Source organism: Vibrio sp. J502, assembly GCF_025397955.1.
Taxonomy (GTDB): Bacteria; Pseudomonadota; Gammaproteobacteria; order Enterobacterales; family Vibrionaceae; genus Vibrio; species Vibrio anguillarum.
Map to the genome: position 1 here is coordinate 2,407,690 of NZ_CP104554.1, position 18,489 is coordinate 2,426,178.

Here is an 18,489-nt window from a genome sequence, read left to right on the forward strand (position 1 = left end):
ACCGATCCCTTTGGCCTTAACTGATCGGCATTACCTCAATTGAGGCTCTTTTTGATTCTAAGCGTTATTTAAAACCCGCCTTGCCAAATCATGCCAAATGCAAAAACAGCCACGATCGTTAAAGCACAAGCTCCTAACTTTTCTTTGCCTTGAAAAGGATGAATGCCCTGCTCTCGTTTGGCTTTCATGTAGAAATAGAGCCCAGGTAAGTAGAGTAGCGCGGAGAGCATCAAATAGTGCAAACCAGAGGCATACAAAAGCCAAATCCCATAAATGGTGGCACAAGAACCTATCACCAGAAGTTTGCCTTTATTCTTCTGTTCAATCGCGATCTTTAACGTAAAGGCGCCGATCAAAAAATAGGGAACAAGGATCATTTCTGAAGCGAAGATCAGCAGCGTATCGTAGGTACTGCCTGCATACATCACCAGAATCAGTGAGACCTGAATGCAAATATTGGTTAGAGTTAACGCTTTTACTGGGCTCCCCGCTTCGTTTTGCTGGGCGTAGATGGCAGGAAACATCTTATCTCTAGCACATAAAAATGGCGCTTCGGAGGCCAGGACCGTCCAGCTAAGAAAAGCACCGCACACCGAAATAATTAATCCAACACCGATAATGTACTCACCCCAAGGACCAAGAATTGTCGTCAGCACTTTGGCCATTGAAGGATTCTGATATTGCGCCAATTCAACCGGTTTAATCACACCCATCGACAATAAGGTGACCAATACATAAATGGTCAACGCCGTAAGCAAACCGAGAATAGTCGCTTTACCGATATCAGCACGGTGGCGAGCGCGGCTTGACACGACAACCGCTCCCTCTATTCCGATGAACACCCATACCGTGATCAACATGGTGCTTTTTATTTGATCCAGCAGATCATGGCCAACACCGAAGTGTAAGCCTGTAAAATCCAATGTGAATTTGTCCCAAGAAAAAGCAAAAGCGGCACAAATGATGAACAACACTAGAGGGATCATTTTAGCAAAGGTGGTAACCAGATTAATGAATGCGGCCGTTTGTACTCCTTTTTTGACCAACGCATGCACCAACCAAAGTAATACCGATGCACTCCCAATGGAAAGCCACGTATTACCCGCCCCAAACATCACGTTATCTGGTGTATCAAACAACATACCTAAGGTACTAAAAACAATTACCAGATAAGAGACATTAGCCACCATGGCGCTAAACCAGTAACCCCATGCGGAACAAAAACCCGCAAAGTCACCAAATCCTTCTCGAGCAAAACCAAATACGCCACTATTAATATGAGGTTTATGGATGGCAAGTTGTTGAAAAGAGAGCGCGAGAAAGATCATACCAACGCCGGTGATCCCCCAACCGATCATTACCGCCAAAGGGCTGGCGACTGAGGCCATGTTTTGTGGCAGGCTAAAAACACCAGCACCAATCATTGAACCAATGACCAGTGCTGTCAGTGAGCCCAAACCAAGCTTATTATCCATGGGAACTATCCAGTGAGTGTTTACACATTAGAGGAAGGCGCTATTTTAGAGAACATATTTACCAGACATCAATCCCTATGTGATCGCGGTCACTGAGATAGTGAGTCAATAGTCAAATTCATTGCTAGGGATCAAAAAGTTTGTAAGTTCACGACGAAAATAATGCACTGCTCAGTAAAAAAAACCGCATATTACACAGTTCAAAGCATCATCATACAAAAATATTGGTAAAAACCATAAAAAATGCCGCTTGGATGAGCAAGCGGCATTTTTGTATAAGATAAGGTTATTCTTTATTTGGCGAAATCAACACCTAGCTGAATATCACCTTTCAGTGTTGTCAGCATTCCATCTAACGCGGCTTGTTCATAGGCACTCAATGCACCATAGCTCAACACTTCTTCGACACCCTCTTTACCGAGTTTAATCGGTTGTGCAAAGAATGAGGCATGCTCACTACCACCGTCAACGTAGGCACATTCCACAACACCTGGTTCACCTTGTAGTGCTTTGACTAATGATAAGCCAAAACGGCAAGCCGCTTGACCCATTGACAGTGTTGCACTGCCGCCACCCGCCTTCGCTTCCACCACTTCTGTACCTGCGTTTTGAATGCGCTTAGTTAGGGCTTCCACTTCTTCGGCCGTGAACTCAACCCCTTCAATTTGCGAAAGCAAAGGAAGGATAGTGACGCCTGAGTGGCCGCCAATCACAGGCACAATAATCTCGCTAGGGTTTTTATCTTTTAGTGCCGCGACAAACGTTTCTGAGCGGATCACATCCAACGTTGTCACACCAAATAGCTTACGCTTGTCGTAAACGCCTGCTTTTTTCAAGACTTCCGCTGCAATAGGTACTGTTGTATTGACAGGGTTGGTGATAATGCCCACACAGGCTTTTGGACAGACAACCGCAATCTTTTCAGCCAACGCTTTCACAATGCCAGCGTTAACATTAAACAGATCCGCGCGATCCATACCCGGCTTACGAGCGACACCTGCAGAAACAAGGACTACATCCGCACCTTCAAGCGCAGGTGTTGGATCTTCGCCAGCATAGCCTTTGATCGATACGGGAGTAGGAATGTGGCTTAGATCGGCAGCAACGCCCGGAGTCACCGGTGCGATGTCATACAGCGCCAGATCGGAACCAGCAGGAAGATGGTTTTTAAGTAGAAGTGCTAGGGCTTGACCGATGCCACCAGCGGCACCAATAACAGCTACTTTCATCGTAGTTCTCCTTGAGAATAAATCTCTTATAAATGTTTTTGTGTAGGGTATTTTTAAGCTAGAAAACTATAGCAATCACAATATGATTACAATCAATTAACGCTAGCTTTGCGACCTCGCGCAATTCGCTAAAATCATGCTACAGCACCGATGGCAATTATGACCTTGTTTATCTTTACCGACAAAGAGTTAAGTTGCCATTCGACCAAAGTTTTACATAAAAGTTTACAGTGACCTTTTAAACACTTTTGGACGATAATTTGGCGATGACTGCATAGCTATGCGAGAATATGCAGCAATAAATGGCTAATCGAAGACGATAACTATGCGCAACAATAATGATAAGCAAGATAATCTGGTTCGTGCTTTTAAAAATCTATTAAAAGAAGAACGTTTTGGATCTCAAGGTGACATTGTCGATGCCCTGCGTAATGAAGGGTTTGATAATATCAACCAATCCAAAGTATCTCGCATGCTGACTAAATTTGGCGCGGTACGCACTCGCAACGCAAAAATGGAGATGGTCTACTGCCTTCCTGCTGAACTCGGTGTACCAACCGTATCAAGTTCACTGCGCGAATTAGTGCTAGATATAGATCACAATGCCGCGCTGGTAGTGATTCATACCGGACCAGGGGCGGCGCAGCTTATTGCTCGGTTACTTGATTCTCTGGGCAAATCAGAAGGCATCTTGGGTGTGGTGGCCGGTGACGATACCATTTTTATCACACCGACACTGAACGTAACGACAAAGCAGCTGTTTGATTCAGTCTGTGATCTGTTTGATTACGCAGGGTAATTTGTCACTAAACGCATTTCATCTCACTCTCTAGTAGAATCACACTGAGTCAAGTCGGCGTGATTCTCTTCACATCTTCAACAATAAGTTGTCACAGCAGAAAGAGAAATAACTCCTTGATAGGCAAGCTATTGCCATATTTTGGCTCTGACAATGACGCTTATTGATAGCCAATTTCGCTACATTTTTTAACATTCCTGTAATTATGTGTCGATTTTTTGGTATTATTTAGCCACTTTTTCAACATACGGATTGAAAAAGATGCCGTTTCTAGATGAGGAAACTCCCCCGATACCCAAACAACTTGAAGTTGCGGGTAGGCGGCAAGTGAGTCAGTCGTCATAAGCATGGATAATTCTGTGAATGGGGTGAACCAACGTAGCCAACACCACAGCAACTTCAGGTGGGAAGGGTGTAACAACAATTATCTATGGGGTTAATAATGAATAAGGAAGGAAAATTCATGGCATTGAATAAATTGATTAAAGTTGGAATTATTGCAGCAGCGGTCATGGGTACAGGTACGTTAAGCGCACAAGAGTTCATTACGATTGGTACAGGATCCGTCACTGGTGTTTACTACCCGACAGGTGGTGCTATTTGTAAGCTGGTTAATAAAGGGCGTAAAGATCACAACATTCGCTGCTCAGTAGAATCAACGGGCGGATCGATCTACAACGTGAACACGATTCGTGCAGGTGAACTCGATTTCGGTATTGTTCAATCTGACTGGCAGTACCATGGTTATAACGGTACCAGTGAATTTGCCGAGCAAGGCCCGAATAAAAAACTGCGCGCAGTATTTTCCCTTCATACCGAACCTTTTAATATCATTGCCCGCGCCGATTCAGGCATTGAAAACGTGGCTGACTTGAAAGGTAAACGTGTCAACATTGGTAACCCAGGTTCTGGTGACAGGGCTACCATGGCAGTGGTGATGGATGCATTTGGTTGGACCAATGACAGCTTCAAACTGGCTTCTGAGCTCAAAGGCTCTGAGCGCTCTCAAGCATTGTGCGACAATAAAATAGATGCCTTTATTTATATGGTTGGCCATCCAAATGGTTCAATCAAAGAAGCAACGACCTCATGCGATGCAAAACTCGTCTCTGCTACTGGCCCTGAAATTGAAAAAATTGTTGCCAATAACCCTTACTACGCTTACAGCACGATTCCTGCTGGCATGTACCGTGGAACAGATAAAGATGTAACCAGTTTTGGTGTGGCTGCAACCTTGGTATCAAGCACTGATGTGTCTGATGAAGTCGCATACAATTTGGTCAAAGCGGTATTTGAAGATTTTGATACCTTTAAACGTCTTCACCCTGCCTTTGCTAACTTGAAAAAAGAAGACATGGTGAAAGCCGGGATCTCCATTCCTCTTCACCCTGGCGCAGAAAAATACTACAAAGAAATCGGTCTGCTAAAATAATTTCGCATCGCGAAAACCAACAATAGCGATACCGAATCAAAGGAGGCTGAACGTCTCCTTTGGTTGCCCTTTCAGTCACGAGCGATATGCCCTTTATCCCTTGGCGTTATGGTCAGCGATGATGGCCTGTTCTCTTACGTTTACAACGACTCTCTGGGCACATTTGGGTTTTAAATGATTAAACAACCCACCTTTTGTTCTGTTCCGCAATAGCCCACTTCTCATTAGCAGTGAATTGACCCTGTGACCAACCGAGACGTAGGCAGCCAATAATAAGGATAACGTACATGACGAGGACACTTACTCCGTCAACCGATGTGCAGGAAATGGTAGCGCAATCTGATACCGGCGCAAGAAACCCTCACGGCTTGCCGGGGCGCATTTTGTGGTTTGTCCCACTATGTTGGTCACTATTCCAACTTTGGTATGCTTCACCGCTGCCCTTTATTTTTAACTTTGCCATCTTAAACGATACGCAAGCACGAGCCATTCACCTCACATTCGCTGTTTTTCTCGCCTTTACTGCCTACCCTGCGTTAAAAAACTCACCACGCGATCGCATTCCATTGATTGATTGATTGGATTTTGGCATTGGCGGGCAGTTTCTCTGCTGCTTACATCTATTTATTTTACAATGAGTTGGCTGGTCGCTCTGGTGCGCCAACCTTGATTGATATAGCGGTCTCCGTCACAGGGATGGTGTTATTACTTGAAGCAACACGTCGAGCATTAGGGCCACCACTAATGTTGGTCGCAGCACTCTTTTTGCTCTACACCTTTGGTGGCCCCTACATGCCGGATGTGATCGCTCATAAAGGAGCGAGCCTAAACAAAGCGATGTCTCATTTATGGCTTACTACTGAAGGGGTTTTTGGGGTGGCTCTTGGAGTTTCCACCTCTTTTGTGTTCTTGTTTGTTCTATTTGGCGCAATGCTTGAACGAGCTGGCGCAGGTTCCTATTTTATCAAAGTAGCCTTTTCATTGTTGGGCCACATGCGAGGCGGTCCCGCGAAAGCAGCGGTTGTGGCCTCAGGCTTATCAGGGCTAGTGTCTGGCTCATCGATTGCAAACGTAGTTACCACCGGTACTTTTACCATTCCCTTGATGAAACGTGTCGGCTTTCCCGGAACCAAGGCGGGCGCTGTTGAAGTAGCCGCTTCCACCAATGGCCAATTAACACCACCTATCATGGGTGCTGCCGCATTTTTAATGGTGGAATATGTCGGTATTTCCTATGTTGAAGTAATCCGTGCGGCGCTACTGCCAGCGCTTATCTCTTATATTGCCTTAATTTATATTGTCCATTTGGAAGCCTGCAAAGCAGGAATGAAAGGCCTACCTCGCCGTCATACACCGACATGGGTGCAAAGCTTACTTTCATTTACGGGTACTATTTTAGGGCTTTGCGTTCTCAGCGCTGTTGTTTACTACGGCATTGGCTGGACCAAAGAGGTGTTTGGTGACGCCGCTACTCCAATTGTTACGGTTGCGCTTTTACTGACTTATGTCGCTCTGATTAAAATCTCATCTCGCTACGCCTCAGAAAGTACAATGGACATGGATATCCAAGAAGTACCCGACCCTGGGCCGACGGTAAAATCAGGGCTTCATTACCTGCTACCTATTGTGGTGCTCGTATGGTGTTTGACGGTCGAGCGCTTCTCGCCCGGATTATCCGCTTTTTGGGCCACGATATTTATGGTCTTCATTTTGATCACTCAGCGGCCAATCATGTCGTTACTCAATAAGAGCAACGATTTGAACACGCAAGTGAAGGCTGGGTTTGTTGATCTTGCCGAAAGCTTGGTTTCGGGCGCGCGGAATATGATTGGCATTGGTGTGGCAACCGCTGCCGCAGGAACCGTCGTTGGTGTCGTCACCTTGACTGGCATTGGCTTAGTGATGACCGATTTTGTTGAGTTTATCTCCGGTGGCAGCGTCATACTGATGCTGATTTTTACCGCCGTGATCAGCCTCATTCTTGGTATGGGCTTACCGACCACCGCCAACTACATCGTCGTATCAACCTTAATGGCTCCCGTCATTGTGACACTGGGAGCCGCTCATGGTCTTATCATCCCATTGATTGCCGTACACTTATTTGTGTTCTATTTCGGCATTTTGGCAGATGACACCCCACCAGTTGGCTTGGCGGCATTTGCCGCAGCCGCTATCGCTAAATCAGACCCTATTCGTACAGGTATTCAAGGGTTTGCTTACGATATTCGTACCGCCATTTTGCCCTTTATGTTCGTATTCAACACTCAACTACTGCTAATGGGAATTGATACATGGTGGCACTTAGCGTTAACCATTTTCTCGGCAATTACCGCAATGCTGCTGTTTTCTGCTGCGACTCAAGGTTGGTGGCTCACTCGCAATAAGTGGTGGGAAACCATCTTGCTGTTGGTGCTGACGTTCTCGTTCTTCCGACCCGGTTTTTGGTGGGACATGATTTATCCTGCGAGCGAGCTGCACCCAGGCACAGAGATAGCGCAAATTGTAGAAAACCTCGATGTGGGTCAATCGATAGAGCTTATCGTCGCTGGTGAAACCATTGAAGGTGATTACTTATCAAAAACAGTACTACTCCCTTTTGATGATCAAGCGTCAACGGCAGAACAGCGTATTCAATCAATGGGGCTAACCCTGAAAGAAACCAGTAATCGTATGCTGGTGGATATGATTGAGTTTGGCAGTCCAGCTGAAGCTGCAGGCATAGATTTTGATTGGGAAATCCGCTCAGTTGTGTTGGAAAGCCAGCGGCCAATGAAAGAGTGGGTTTTCTTACCTGCATTATTATTAGTGCTGACGCTAGCTTGGAATCAAAAACGCCGTATGAGAACACAAGAAATACGCGCTTAATCAATATGCCTAGCACGAGCTAGGCATATACTTTACGGAAACAAGGTGCTCTAAAGCACCCTATCGTAGATGAGATAATCCATAATGTATAAACACATCCTTGTTCCAGTGGACCTTAATGAAAAAGGCTTTTCTGACAAAGCCGTTGAACTTGCTGTTTGGCACGCGACACATTCCAATGCTGAAATTCATCTTTTAAATGTATTACCTGGTATCCACATGTCGATGGTCGCCACATACTTCCCGAAAGATGCCGCGGCGAAAATGAAAGAAGACGTCAAGCAACAGCTAAAACAGTTTGCTGATCAACATATCGCTGACGAAATAATCTACAAACTGCATGTAGCGGAAGGTAAAGCCTACACCACCATTTTAGATTACGCAGAAAAGCTCGGAGCTGATTTGATTATCATGCCAAGCCATAAACGATCGAAGATCGATAAAGTGATGCTGGGATCGGTGGCCAGTAAAGTAGTGCAAAACTCGCCAATCAATGTACTGGTTGTCAAACCGCAAGGATAGAAACCCTGCATCGTCATAAAAAAGCGCATGAGGCGCTTTTTTTATGCCAACGATAAGCGCCTCAGTTAGGAATTGGCTATCAAACTAATAGGTTCAATTATCTTTACTTGTTGAGAATAATTATCAATAATGTTTACATCAACCCGATAACCGTTTAGGTGAACATTATGAAAAAAACGCTTAGCTTTGCCGCGATCCATTTCAGTATTGCGTTTACCGTCGTTTATCTACTTACGGGCGACATTATTCTTGGTAGTCTGATTGCCATGCTTGAGCCGATGGTCAATACCGTTGCTTTTTACTTTCATGAAAAAGTATGGGCACACTACGCCCCGCTGCGCCGCTACTCACAATCAGCTAAAATTAAAACAGGTAGCTTCGCTGTAGTACACTTTAGTGTTGCATTTAGCGTGGCATATATCATGACCGGAAGTTTTATCATTGGTGGTGTGTTAGCCATGATCGAACCGAGCATTAATACGTGTGCTTACTACTTCTACGAGAAGTTCTGGCAAAAGAGGCATCCGCAAGAATGGTCAGCAATGAAATGCTCTCATTAGCTGTACGTTGATCAGATAGGAAAATGGGTAACACAGAGATCTTCGCTTAACGCGATATGGAAGGATTGCTGCTGACCATCAAGTTGCACCGATAAGGTATACAAATCATTCGGGTTAAGCTGTGTAAGATCTGCGTACTTCGGCGCTTCCACTTGAAATAAAGCACTGGCGTGCTGATGGCGCACATCAATAGGTAACTGATAGCTCATACCATTAAATTTCACCACCGCGGAAACTAATCCTGGTGCGTAGGTTTGATAATGTAAGTGAACCAAAAACTCACAGCCACCACCATAGTGCCAGATTTGCTCAGTAGTAACATGCTCCAAACGAACATGACGAATGCATTGCAGATAAGGCTCTTGCCAAATACCCATTCGCTCATCGTATTTCTTCACCGAGTGGTGTCCCAATGGGCATAATTGCGGTAAATCTTGATCCTCCAGCAACCACTCTTCTTCTTGCTCAACAAACAAAATTTCGAATCGATTGCGGCCAAGTTGCAGCAAAGGCCGAATGTCTTTTTTATACACCGCTTGGCTACCATCACAATCAAATAGTGCCACACCGTTTAAACGTATTTCCGCATAAAAATCGATCCCCTCAAGCACAAGATCAATTGCAGCAAAACCAAGCATCACTTTATCCACCTCAACATCATGCATCAAATGCCACTCTTGCTCGGCAATTTGTGCTTCTGTCATATCGTGAGGTAATACTTGGCTAAGAGGCGCAGGAAAACAAAGATCATCTTGCGGGATCGATAAATCAGTCAACGGTGAAAGCTGCCAAAAGCCAGCAAGAGAAATTCGCATAATAAACTTGAGCTAGATCAATGTTGAGCGATTATATACAAAATAAATAAAGATGTGCTGACAAAAATAATGATTCGTCACTAAAGTGCCCCGCTAGCTTTGCATAGCGAAAAAAATACCAGCCAAAGGGCTGGTATCTCACATCAAGGTAAATAACGCCTAATCACTCTTGGTCGTCTTCATCTTCTTCATCGTCGTATAGCGCATCTTCACCCGAGTAGTAAGTGCCCCATCCGTCGTAAATAATGTCATATTTTTCAGCAAGTTGAATAAGCTTCTCTGCCTGTTCATCGATCGCTTCGGCCTTCAGTACCGATTGCATAGTCGCGTCACAGCACAATAGTTTATTGCCGTCTTCATCTTCTGTTTCTTCTGCTTCAAGCACTTCAAAGCCCATTTTAAAGGCTTCAACAACCGCTTTTTCTAGCGTGTCAAAATCTTCAGCAAATAGGTGGTGCTCTATCTCATATAACGCATCTGGATCACTGCCATCTTCGAGCAGGGCTTGAATGATGTCGCGAGTATCTTCTTTTTGAATTTCGATTAACTCTTCAACGGATACGTAGTCATCTTGCTGAGGTTGAGACATAAGGTGCTCCAGATTTGGCTAAATGTAGACTATACTCCATCAACTTGGCGTTGCAGATAGGCGGCAAGTGAGTTCATCCCAATGAACATAGATAAACTATGTGACTGGGGTGAGCAAACGTAGCCAGCACCGCTGCAACTTCACGTCGGAAGGGTATAAATGAATTTCGACGAAATATGGCATGGTTCGCCTAAAATTGCCACCAACAACGTACCGCGATCTTTATCTTTCTAAAGGATCACTGCTCAATCAAGTACAGATCAAATAAAAAACACTTTAATTTAACAATTTATTTTCATTTTGCTAATTCAGTAGATTATCTGCCTGATGATTTGCTCTTTCACCGCATTAAACTGCCTGTTTATCAAACATTCATGCATAGCGAAAAAGGTCGCTTTGGCTAAACCTGCCCGCATTATGCACTTTTTATGTAAATAACCGCATAGAAAATCACTTATTCTTCATGCTTAATTCACCCTCCTCTGAGCCAAAAACGCATAACAAAGCACTTTGTCGTTATTAGGCTTATTTGGCTAGTTTTGGAGTTATTTTTTAATAAGCGCACACTTTAAAGCATACACAACTATAAGTTCACAAAATAACAGCTAATACCACCACTAAGTAGACTTGCATCGTTCGCTTAAGCTTGTCATAAAGAACATGAGAAATAAGAGTAGGGATACAAAATGAATAAGCTGTACGTTGGATCTGAAGTTGGGCAACTGCGCCGAGTATTACTCAATCGGCCAGAGCGTGCCTTAACTCATCTTACACCGTCGAACTGTCATGAACTGTTATTTGATGATGTGCTTGCCGTAGAAGATGCAGGAAAAGAGCATGATGCCTTTGCCAACACGTTGAAGGATCAAAATGTGGAAGTGCTGTTGCTGCATGATCTCTTAGTCGAAACCTTAGCCGTTGCCGATGCCAAAGCGTGGTTGCTCGATACGCAAATTTCTGATTTTCGCTATGGTCCCACTTTGGCGCGCGATCTGCGCTGCTATTTAGCTGACATGAATAACGAACACCTCGCCACTCTGCTACTCGGTGGTCTTGCTTATTCCGAACTGCCCATCCACTCCTCTTCGATGCTACCTAAAATGCATCGTCCGTTAGATTTTGTGATTGAACCGTTGCCTAATCATCTCTTTACCCGCGATACCTCTTGCTGGGTATATGGCGGCGTATCGCTTAATCCGATGATGAAACCAGCACGCCAACGTGAAACCAACCATTTACGCGCCATTTATCGTTGGCATCCTGTATTTGCAGGAGAGAATTTTATCAAGTATTTCGGTGATGAAGATCTGCACTACGATAATGCCAATATTGAAGGGGGCGACGTACTGGTGATCGGTAAAGGTGCAGTGTTGATTGGTATTTCCGAACGCACGACTGTGCAAGGGGTAGAAAATTTTGCTGCGAGTTTATTTAAACATGGGCAGGCCAAAGAGGTGATTGCCGTTAACCTGCCTAAACACCGCTCTTGTATGCATTTAGATACGGTGATGACACATATGGATGTCGACACCTTTTCTGTTTACCCCGAAATTATGCGTCATGATTTAGAAACATGGCGTTTAACGCCAAAAGGCGATGGCGGGATGAACGTCGATTCAATGCCAAGTTATGTTAATGCGATTGAACGCGCGTTAGGTTTGGACAAACTCAAAATCATCACCACTGGTGGTGATAGCTATGAGGCTGAGCGCGAGCAATGGAATGACGCCAACAACGTGCTAACGGTTAAACCCGGAGTTGTGATTGGCTACGAGCGCAATGTCTACACTAACGAGAAATACGATAAGGCGGGCATCAAAGTATTAACCATCCCCGGCAATGAACTCGGCCGAGGCCGAGGCGGCGCGCGCTGCATGAGCTGCCCGATCGAGCGAGATGATATTTAACCTTCTCAATTCAACGCAGTGAATAAAAGAGATAAAAAAGCGGCGCATCAAAACGCCGCTTTTTATTTGCTTACGCTGCGCGATACAAACCACGTCAGCTCTGAGCGAGTAACAACGTTATTCGGTGCCACCAACAGTGAGCGAATCTAGCTTAAGCGTAGGCTGCCCTACTCCAACAGGCACACTTTGTCCTGCTTTACCGCACACTCCAACGCCGCGATCAAGGCTCAAATCGTTACCCACCATCGAGACTTGTTGCATTGCCTCAATGCCAGAACCGATCAAGGTTGCACCTTTGATTGGATAAGTAATTTTGCCGTTTTCAATCATATAGGCTTCAGAGGCAGAGAACACAAATTTACCCGAGGTGATATCCACTTGGCCACCGCCAAAGTTGGGCGCATAAACGCCTTTCTTCACTGTTGAAATGATCTCTTCTGGCGTATGTTCACCCGGCAACATGTAAGTGTTGGTCATGCGCGGCATCGGTAAATGTGCGTACGATTCACGACGCCCATTACCCGTAGGGTTCACCCCCATCAAACGTGCGTTGAGTTTGTCTTGTATGTAGCCTTTCAACACGCCATTTTCAATTAAGGTGTTGTATTGACCATTGACACCTTCATCGTCGACATTGAGCGAGCCACGCAGATCTTTCAACGTGCCATCGTCAACAATCGTACAAAGCGTTGAGGTTACTTTCTGGCCAATTTTACCGGAGAAAACAGAAGATCCTTTGCGGTTAAAATCACCTTCTAAGCCATGCCCTACCGCTTCGTGAAGCAAGACACCCGGCCAACCAGAACCGAGCACAACAGGCATCGCGCCAGCAGGAGCTGCGACAGCTTCAAGGTTGACTAAGGCTTGTCGGATAGCTTCATCGGCAAACTGAAACGCAACTTTACAGCCATCTTGTTCTGTGAGGAAAAAGTCATAACCAAAACGACCACCACCGCCAGAGCTGCCTCGCTCGCGGCGATCACCTTTTTGTGCTAACACGCTGATCGACAAACGGACCAACGGGCGGATATCGCCTGCGTAAGTCCCATCGGTTGCAGCAACTAACATCTGTTCATGCACACCACTTAAGCTCACCGAGACTTCTTGGATCAAAGGCTCTTTGGTACGAATGTAAGCATCCAGCTCTTGCAGTAATTCTGTTTTTTGCTTTTTTTCCCAACTGGCTAGTGGGTTATCCGCCGCATAATAGGCTTGATTATCGCTACGTTTAAAGGCTTGAACACAACCACTTTTACCTTGCTGCGCAATGCCTCGTGCGGCTATTGCACTCTGTTTCAAACCTTCTAATTGGATTTGATCTGAATAAGCAAAACCCGTTTTTTCACCAGTGATGGCGCGCACACCAACACCGCAATCGATATTAAATGAGCCGTCTTTAATAATGCTGTCTTCGAGCACTAAAGATTCATGCCAGCTCGACTGAAAATAGATATCGGCATAATCAATTTGACGAGTGGCAATTGTCGCTAGTGTATCCGCAATATCTTGCTCGGTTAATCCTGCAGGTTTTAATAGTGCATCTTCAATGCGGTTAATACTCATAGTGTGCTCTTATTATCTATAAACTGATTGGTGAATCGGGTGTGTGCAGCAATGGGCATTTTTTGTCGAACTTGCTCAACGTAAGCCAAGTCAATATCGGCGACTAAATTCCCCACTTGCTGGTTTAAGCTTGCAATAACCTCACCCCACGGGCTGATGACCATCGAATGACCCCATGTCTCGCGCCCACATGGATGAAGCCCAGTTTGCCCAACCGCAACAACCCAACACTGATTCTCTATCGCTCGGGCTCTTAACAAGACTTCCCAATGTGCCTTTCCGGTCACCGCCGTAAAGGCCGCAGGAACCACTAATATCTGAGCACCCTGTACTCTTAATTGGGAATAGAGGTGCGGAAAGCGCACATCATAGCAGATGGAAAGGCCAATTTGACCAAATGGCGTCGACGCAACACTCAGCTTTGTGCCGCAGGTAAAAGTTTCCGATTCTCGATAGCGCTGGTGGCCGTCAGCGACATCGACATCAAACATGTGTAGCTTGTCGTAGTGCGCGACAAGATCGCCACTGGCGTCAAACAGCAAGGAGGTGGTCGTTACCCCGACCTCACGACGGATAGGCATGCTGCCCACCAACAGCCACACCCGATGAAAGCGAGCCATAGCAGCCAATTGGCTCTGAAAAGGACCTTGTCCCAATGGCTCGGCATGTTGGTGGTACTGTTGCCGCGTACCAAACACCAGTGCATTTTCCGGCGTGACAATCCACTTCGCACCTTGCGCCACAAGTAGTGACACTTGCTGTTCGATATAAGCCAAATTCTGCGCAGGTTCAGAGCTTGACGTCATTTGAATAAGTCCAACGCGATCCATGCTTTCTTCCTTATTTTTCAGTCAGCTTTCTCAGTTTTTCTGGCAATTTAAACTCGCCTCGACTACGCGAAAGCTCTTTAACAACCGGTGAATTAATTGGTCCTTTAACCTCATAATTGACTTGGGTAAAGACCTCAACCACAGGTGCAATCACGGTCGTAATAGCTAGGACATACAGCGCTGTTTGCGGCGTCACCGCAAAAGCCGTCAAGACGGGAATTCCTGATGTGATGTCTGGTACAAAATTCACCTCAGCATCAACAGTACGGCTATTGAGATCCGCTAAGCCTTTAATGGTCATTTCACCGGCAACAGCATCCATTTTGATGTTGTTGGTAACAAAAATCCCTTGCGAAATTTCACCACTGCCTGTAATTGAGTTAAAGGCCATTCCTTTATCAAACACGTCACTAAAATCGAGCTGCATTTTACGGATAATGGAATCTAAACTGAATAATCCGAGTAAACGAGCGGCACCGCTGACATCAGAAACTACCCCTTTACCCATAGTAGTCTCTATCTTGCCTTCTAAGCTGTCGATCTTCATTGACCAAGGCGCGCCATCCCATTCGGTTTGACTCGACATTTCAAATGGCGCTCTTTGGATACCGGAGCTGATGCCAAAGCGCTCCATCAAATCGCTATTATTGTCACCTTTCATGGTGAGATTCAGTTGGGTATGGCTACGCTCATCACCTTGTGCGTCTTTATTCAACGTCCAAGCACCACTGATATTGACTTGGTTTGAACCACTACTGATATCAATCTTCTTCCATTGCAAAGTATCACCTTGCCGTTGGAAGTCCATATTCATCTTGCCTACCTTGTAACCCTGCAACCAAAGATCATCAATGGCCAAAGTTAAGTTTGGCACCAATCGATGAAACTGTCGGTCAAAATCAGTAATAAGCGGCTCAGACTGGCGATCTTGATCAACCAACAGTGATTTTTTGGAGCTGTCCTCCAGCTCAGGAATGTAAACGTGCAAACGTTCAAGCGAGACGGACAAATCATAAGGTTCAATATAACTCGCTTGGCCTTTTGCTTCTTGGCTCTCGAGCTGTGCGTACCAACCGAGATTTTTACGTCTGGCATTAAAATCAACATCGTGCCACTCAATGCCCGCTAGTAGAAGTGCTTTGACGTTGATGTCCACTCTCTCTGGTGGTGGGATCTCGGGAGTATTCATCTCCGCTAGAGCTGATTTTTTCTTCGGCTGAGGCTCATTGGCCAAACTCAACCATTCATCCAAATTAAAGGTATCGCTGCGGATCTGCGCATGGTGGCCAACCACTGGGCTGATTTTGAAATTGCCGCTCCCTACTATGAGATTGGTGGCCGTCAGGCGTGGTTTTTTCGATGTGATATCGATTTCAGCTTGGTATTTCGCTTGTGGTAATTGTAGGCGGGCGGTGATCGACTCTTGGTTACCCGATGCTTGCAAGTGAGCCTTGCCTGCCACGTTGAAGGCTTTTTTTAGCGGGTAAGGGTAATCACTTTCTACCATTTTTAAATCGGCTAAGGTGTCGATTTGATAAGTGAAACCGACATCATTGAGCTGAATATCAACGCCCATTTGCCAAGGAGCATGCCCTTTTAAACGGTTTAGCCAGCGCTCACCGACAAAAGGCGTCAGGGGTTTAATATCCCAGTCTCCCACCACATCAATATTCACCGCATAACCTTGGCTGGCATTTTCACCTTTAAAATCAATCGCGATCGGTTGAGTCAGCAGATCCGCCGACAAACCGGCTGCCGTCACAACGTCATTATCAAATTCAATTTTGCCAGAGACACCCTCAAGCACCATTGGCGGTGCATCAATTTCCACGTGGTTATTATTTAAATTCGCCCAACCCCATGCTCGGGGTTCCTGCTCACTATCAAAAGGAATACGAAGCTGAAATTCAGATTGCACTTCGCCACTGACTTGGATCGCCGTTAACGCCGCTCCCACCGAATCCACTAAAGGTGTTGAGGTCATATAGTCGCGTACGGCATTGCCTTGGGCTGTTGCACTGGCTTCGATTTCGATGTGTCCACCTTCGGCTAGCTCAGGTATTCGCCCTGTGATCCGCTGGGCAGTGACATCCATTAAGGTCGCAGAGTGTGAATCAAGGTACATCGCATCGTTTTCAAACAGCAGATCGAGTTGCAAATTGGTGATCGGCGGCCACGCCGTATCAAAACTAAATTTCGCCTCTTTTAAACCAACCCAAGCTTGGAATACGCCATTGTTTTGTTGGTAGGGAAAATCGCCAAGCTCACCATACCAAAGCAGTTTAGCAGTGTTGGCTTTACCGCCTTGTATCGCAGTGGAGAGATAATCCGTCAAGTCATGGCCTAAAGCCAAGGTAGGCAAATAACGCCAAGTTTCACCCGCATTGTATAAATCAGCTTCCGCATAAAACGAAAGTAAAGGACTGCGTTTTTCAGGAAAATCGAGACGAAATGCTCCGAGCACTTGCAAATCAGGTGTCGCGGCTGTCACTTTACTGGCCCACAATGACCAGCCATCAGTTTGCTTTTGCCATACCACATCGGCTTCACCTTGACGAATATTCAATGGTGCTTGGAAAACCTCACCATAAGGTAACACGTCATCAATCAGCGTTACTTTGGCGCGAGCACTCTCCATGCTACCTGCAATGGAGGCTTTGAGATGGTGTACTTGTGGCAATAACTGCCATTGTGCCATGGCGCCATCACTGAGTTCAGCAGAATAACGAAGCGATTGCAGGCTATCTCCTTTGCTGAGCCGAATATCTTCTAAGGTGCCCCCCAAATCCAATTGCTGCAAAAGCTCGTTCGTTTGGCTGGAATCGGGCATCATTTTCACAAAGGGAAGCAAAGTTTTTATGTCCAACTGAGATAAGTTCAAACGCCATTGCGTCGGTTGCCATTCAAACGCGACATCAAGTTTAGGCCACACTTCGTCATCCGTGCGCAACTGAAGTGAGTAAGCGTTAACTTGCCATCCTTGTTCAATAGGTAACAGTTTGATGATTCCCGACTCTAACAGCAATTCATGCTGACGCTCTTCACCCCAAACCAGTTCAGAGGGCTCTAGTTCGACATAGCCATCTTTGGGTTGGTTATGTTCTAAGGTCAGCCATGCATTAAAACTCACCTGTCCTTTCTTAATGCCGGTTTCGTCTTTGAGATAACGAGTCAACCACGGGTTTATTTTGATATTGTCAGCGCTAACATAGAAGCGACCTGAAATATCGCGTAGTGAACCATGATCTTCAAAGTTAGCACTCACTAACAGAGAGTTAATACTGGTATCAGCGATGCTCACCACGCCTTCAGCTTTATGTTGCTGAGCGTTATTTTTCCACCGAAGACGTTCAATATCTAACTGGCGAATCTCCCCCGCGACAGATTGATAGAAAACCGTCGAGTCGAGTAGCGCAAAATCATCCAATTGCCGCAACAGTAGGTTGTCTAAACGCTCAATGACATTGCCTTGTGTGCGGCTCTGTTGGTTATCTTCCGCCTGTAGCTCAAGCCAGTTTACCGAGCGAATATCCAATTTGAGTTGATGAACACTGAGATCCGCGACCACAGGTTGCATTTGCAGTATTGACTGAATGAGGTCAAATTCAACATCGATTTGTTGCGCAGAAAAGTGAATTTGCGATCCATCAGGTAGCTTTGCTTTTAGCCCCTTAAGTGCAATTGACGGGTGAGTATTACGCCAAAAACCAGTGACCTCACTTAATTCAAATTCAAAACCTGAATTTTGGTTGATCAAGGTTTGTATTTCGCCTTGGAAACGATTCATTTGTGGCAAAAATACACGCAAGGTGGTGACAGCAACAGCCAACACCACTAGCACGCTAACGATAAACCACAATACTATTCGCCAAAGGCGCGTAAAAGTTGAGATCACAAAAACCC

Annotated in this window: 12 protein-coding genes and 1 pseudogene; 6 read left to right on the forward strand and 7 right to left on the reverse strand. The window is 45.5% G+C overall.

Annotation, left to right across the window (positions count from 1 at the left end; all coding sequences use genetic code 11):
* Positions 1–68: 68 nt before the first annotated feature.
* Entirely contained in the window at positions 69–1,475 is a 1,407-nt protein-coding gene (locus N5E84_RS11090) for a basic amino acid/polyamine antiporter (protein ID WP_019282018.1), read from the reverse strand.
* Positions 1,476–1,768: 293 nt separating this feature from the next.
* Positions 1,769–2,704: a malate dehydrogenase gene (mdh, locus tag N5E84_RS11095; RefSeq protein WP_017043806.1), complete on the reverse strand. Its 936-nt coding sequence runs from the start codon at positions 2,702–2,704 to the stop codon at positions 1,769–1,771.
* Between the two features lie 325 nt (positions 2,705–3,029).
* Between mdh and argR the strand changes: the two genes are divergently transcribed.
* The 5 genes and pseudogenes from argR to N5E84_RS11120 all read left to right on the forward strand — a co-directional run bounded on the left by argR (position 3,030) and on the right by N5E84_RS11120 (position 8,882).
* Positions 3,030–3,503 (forward strand): transcriptional regulator ArgR, encoded by a 474-nt coding sequence (gene argR, locus N5E84_RS11100; protein WP_013857844.1) that lies wholly within the window; start codon positions 3,030–3,032, stop codon positions 3,501–3,503.
* A 463-nt stretch (positions 3,504–3,966) separates the two neighbouring features.
* A complete protein-coding gene (locus N5E84_RS11105) occupies positions 3,967–4,935 on the forward strand; it encodes a TAXI family TRAP transporter solute-binding subunit (protein ID WP_026027829.1) in 969 nt (322 codons plus the stop codon).
* Between the two features lie 287 nt (positions 4,936–5,222).
* A pseudogene (locus N5E84_RS11110) lies at positions 5,223–7,800 on the forward strand (TRAP transporter permease).
* 84 nt (positions 7,801–7,884) lie between these two features.
* Positions 7,885–8,322 carry a universal stress protein gene (locus tag N5E84_RS11115; protein ID WP_013857847.1) on the forward strand — a complete coding sequence of 146 codons (438 nt, stop codon included), beginning with the start codon at positions 7,885–7,887 and terminating at the stop codon, positions 8,320–8,322.
* A gap of 167 nt (positions 8,323–8,489) precedes the next feature.
* Entirely contained in the window at positions 8,490–8,882 is a 393-nt protein-coding gene (locus N5E84_RS11120; protein WP_029388185.1) for a DUF2061 domain-containing protein, read from the forward strand.
* Positions 8,883–8,893: 11 nt separating this feature from the next.
* On the opposite strand, the gene N5E84_RS11125 is transcribed toward N5E84_RS11120, so the two are convergent.
* Positions 8,894–9,697, reverse strand: coding sequence for a glycosyl hydrolase 2 galactose-binding domain-containing protein (locus N5E84_RS11125; RefSeq protein WP_019282021.1), 804 nt, complete (start codon positions 9,695–9,697; stop codon positions 8,894–8,896).
* Positions 9,698–9,860: 163 nt separating this feature from the next.
* Positions 9,861–10,286, reverse strand: a complete 426-nt coding sequence (gene rraB / locus N5E84_RS11130; protein WP_017043813.1) for a ribonuclease E inhibitor RraB — start codon at positions 10,284–10,286, stop codon at positions 9,861–9,863.
* A 686-nt stretch (positions 10,287–10,972) separates the two neighbouring features.
* Between rraB and arcA the strand changes: the two genes are divergently transcribed.
* Positions 10,973–12,193 carry an arginine deiminase gene (gene arcA, locus N5E84_RS11135; protein WP_019282022.1) on the forward strand — a complete coding sequence of 407 codons (1,221 nt, stop codon included), beginning with the start codon at positions 10,973–10,975 and terminating at the stop codon, positions 12,191–12,193.
* A gap of 117 nt (positions 12,194–12,310) precedes the next feature.
* Here the strand turns inward: arcA and tldD are convergent, their stop codons facing one another.
* From tldD to N5E84_RS11150, 3 genes are read right to left on the reverse strand one after another with little or no spacing between them, the layout of a single operon-like run.
* Positions 12,311–13,756: a metalloprotease TldD gene (tldD, locus tag N5E84_RS11140; RefSeq protein WP_069212140.1), complete on the reverse strand. Its 1,446-nt coding sequence runs from the start codon at positions 13,754–13,756 to the stop codon at positions 12,311–12,313.
* A complete protein-coding gene (locus tag N5E84_RS11145) occupies positions 13,753–14,586 on the reverse strand; it encodes a carbon-nitrogen hydrolase family protein (protein WP_019282023.1) in 834 nt (277 codons plus the stop codon). Before N5E84_RS11145 ends, tldD begins: the two co-directional genes overlap by 4 nt.
* 10 nt (positions 14,587–14,596) lie before the next feature.
* Entirely contained in the window at positions 14,597–18,481 is a 3,885-nt protein-coding gene (locus N5E84_RS11150; RefSeq protein WP_069212139.1) for a YhdP family protein, read from the reverse strand.
* Between the last annotated feature and the right edge of the window lie 8 nt (positions 18,482–18,489).

What these genes read in the sequence shown, in the direction of transcription:
- N5E84_RS11090 (WP_019282018.1), bottom strand. Translation starts at nt 1,475, where the DNA reads ATGGATAATAAGCTTGGTTTGGGCTCACTGACAGCACTGGTCATTGGT.
- tldD (WP_069212140.1), bottom strand. Translation starts at nt 13,756, where the DNA reads ATGAGTATTAACCGCATTGAAGATGCACTATTAAAACCTGCAGGATTA.
- mdh (WP_017043806.1), bottom strand. Translation starts at nt 2,704, where the DNA reads ATGAAAGTAGCTGTTATTGGTGCCGCTGGTGGCATCGGTCAAGCCCTA.
- N5E84_RS11115 (WP_013857847.1), top strand. Translation starts at nt 7,885, where the DNA reads ATGTATAAACACATCCTTGTTCCAGTGGACCTTAATGAAAAAGGCTTT.
- N5E84_RS11145 (WP_019282023.1), bottom strand. Translation starts at nt 14,586, where the DNA reads ATGGATCGCGTTGGACTTATTCAAATGACGTCAAGCTCTGAACCTGCG.
- N5E84_RS11125 (WP_019282021.1), bottom strand. Translation starts at nt 9,697, where the DNA reads ATGCGAATTTCTCTTGCTGGCTTTTGGCAGCTTTCACCGTTGACTGAT.
- N5E84_RS11120 (WP_029388185.1), top strand. Translation starts at nt 8,490, where the DNA reads ATGAAAAAAACGCTTAGCTTTGCCGCGATCCATTTCAGTATTGCGTTT.
- argR (WP_013857844.1), top strand. Translation starts at nt 3,030, where the DNA reads ATGCGCAACAATAATGATAAGCAAGATAATCTGGTTCGTGCTTTTAAA.
- arcA (WP_019282022.1), top strand. Translation starts at nt 10,973, where the DNA reads ATGAATAAGCTGTACGTTGGATCTGAAGTTGGGCAACTGCGCCGAGTA.
- rraB (WP_017043813.1), bottom strand. Translation starts at nt 10,286, where the DNA reads ATGTCTCAACCTCAGCAAGATGACTACGTATCCGTTGAAGAGTTAATC.
- N5E84_RS11105 (WP_026027829.1), top strand. Translation starts at nt 3,967, where the DNA reads ATGGCATTGAATAAATTGATTAAAGTTGGAATTATTGCAGCAGCGGTC.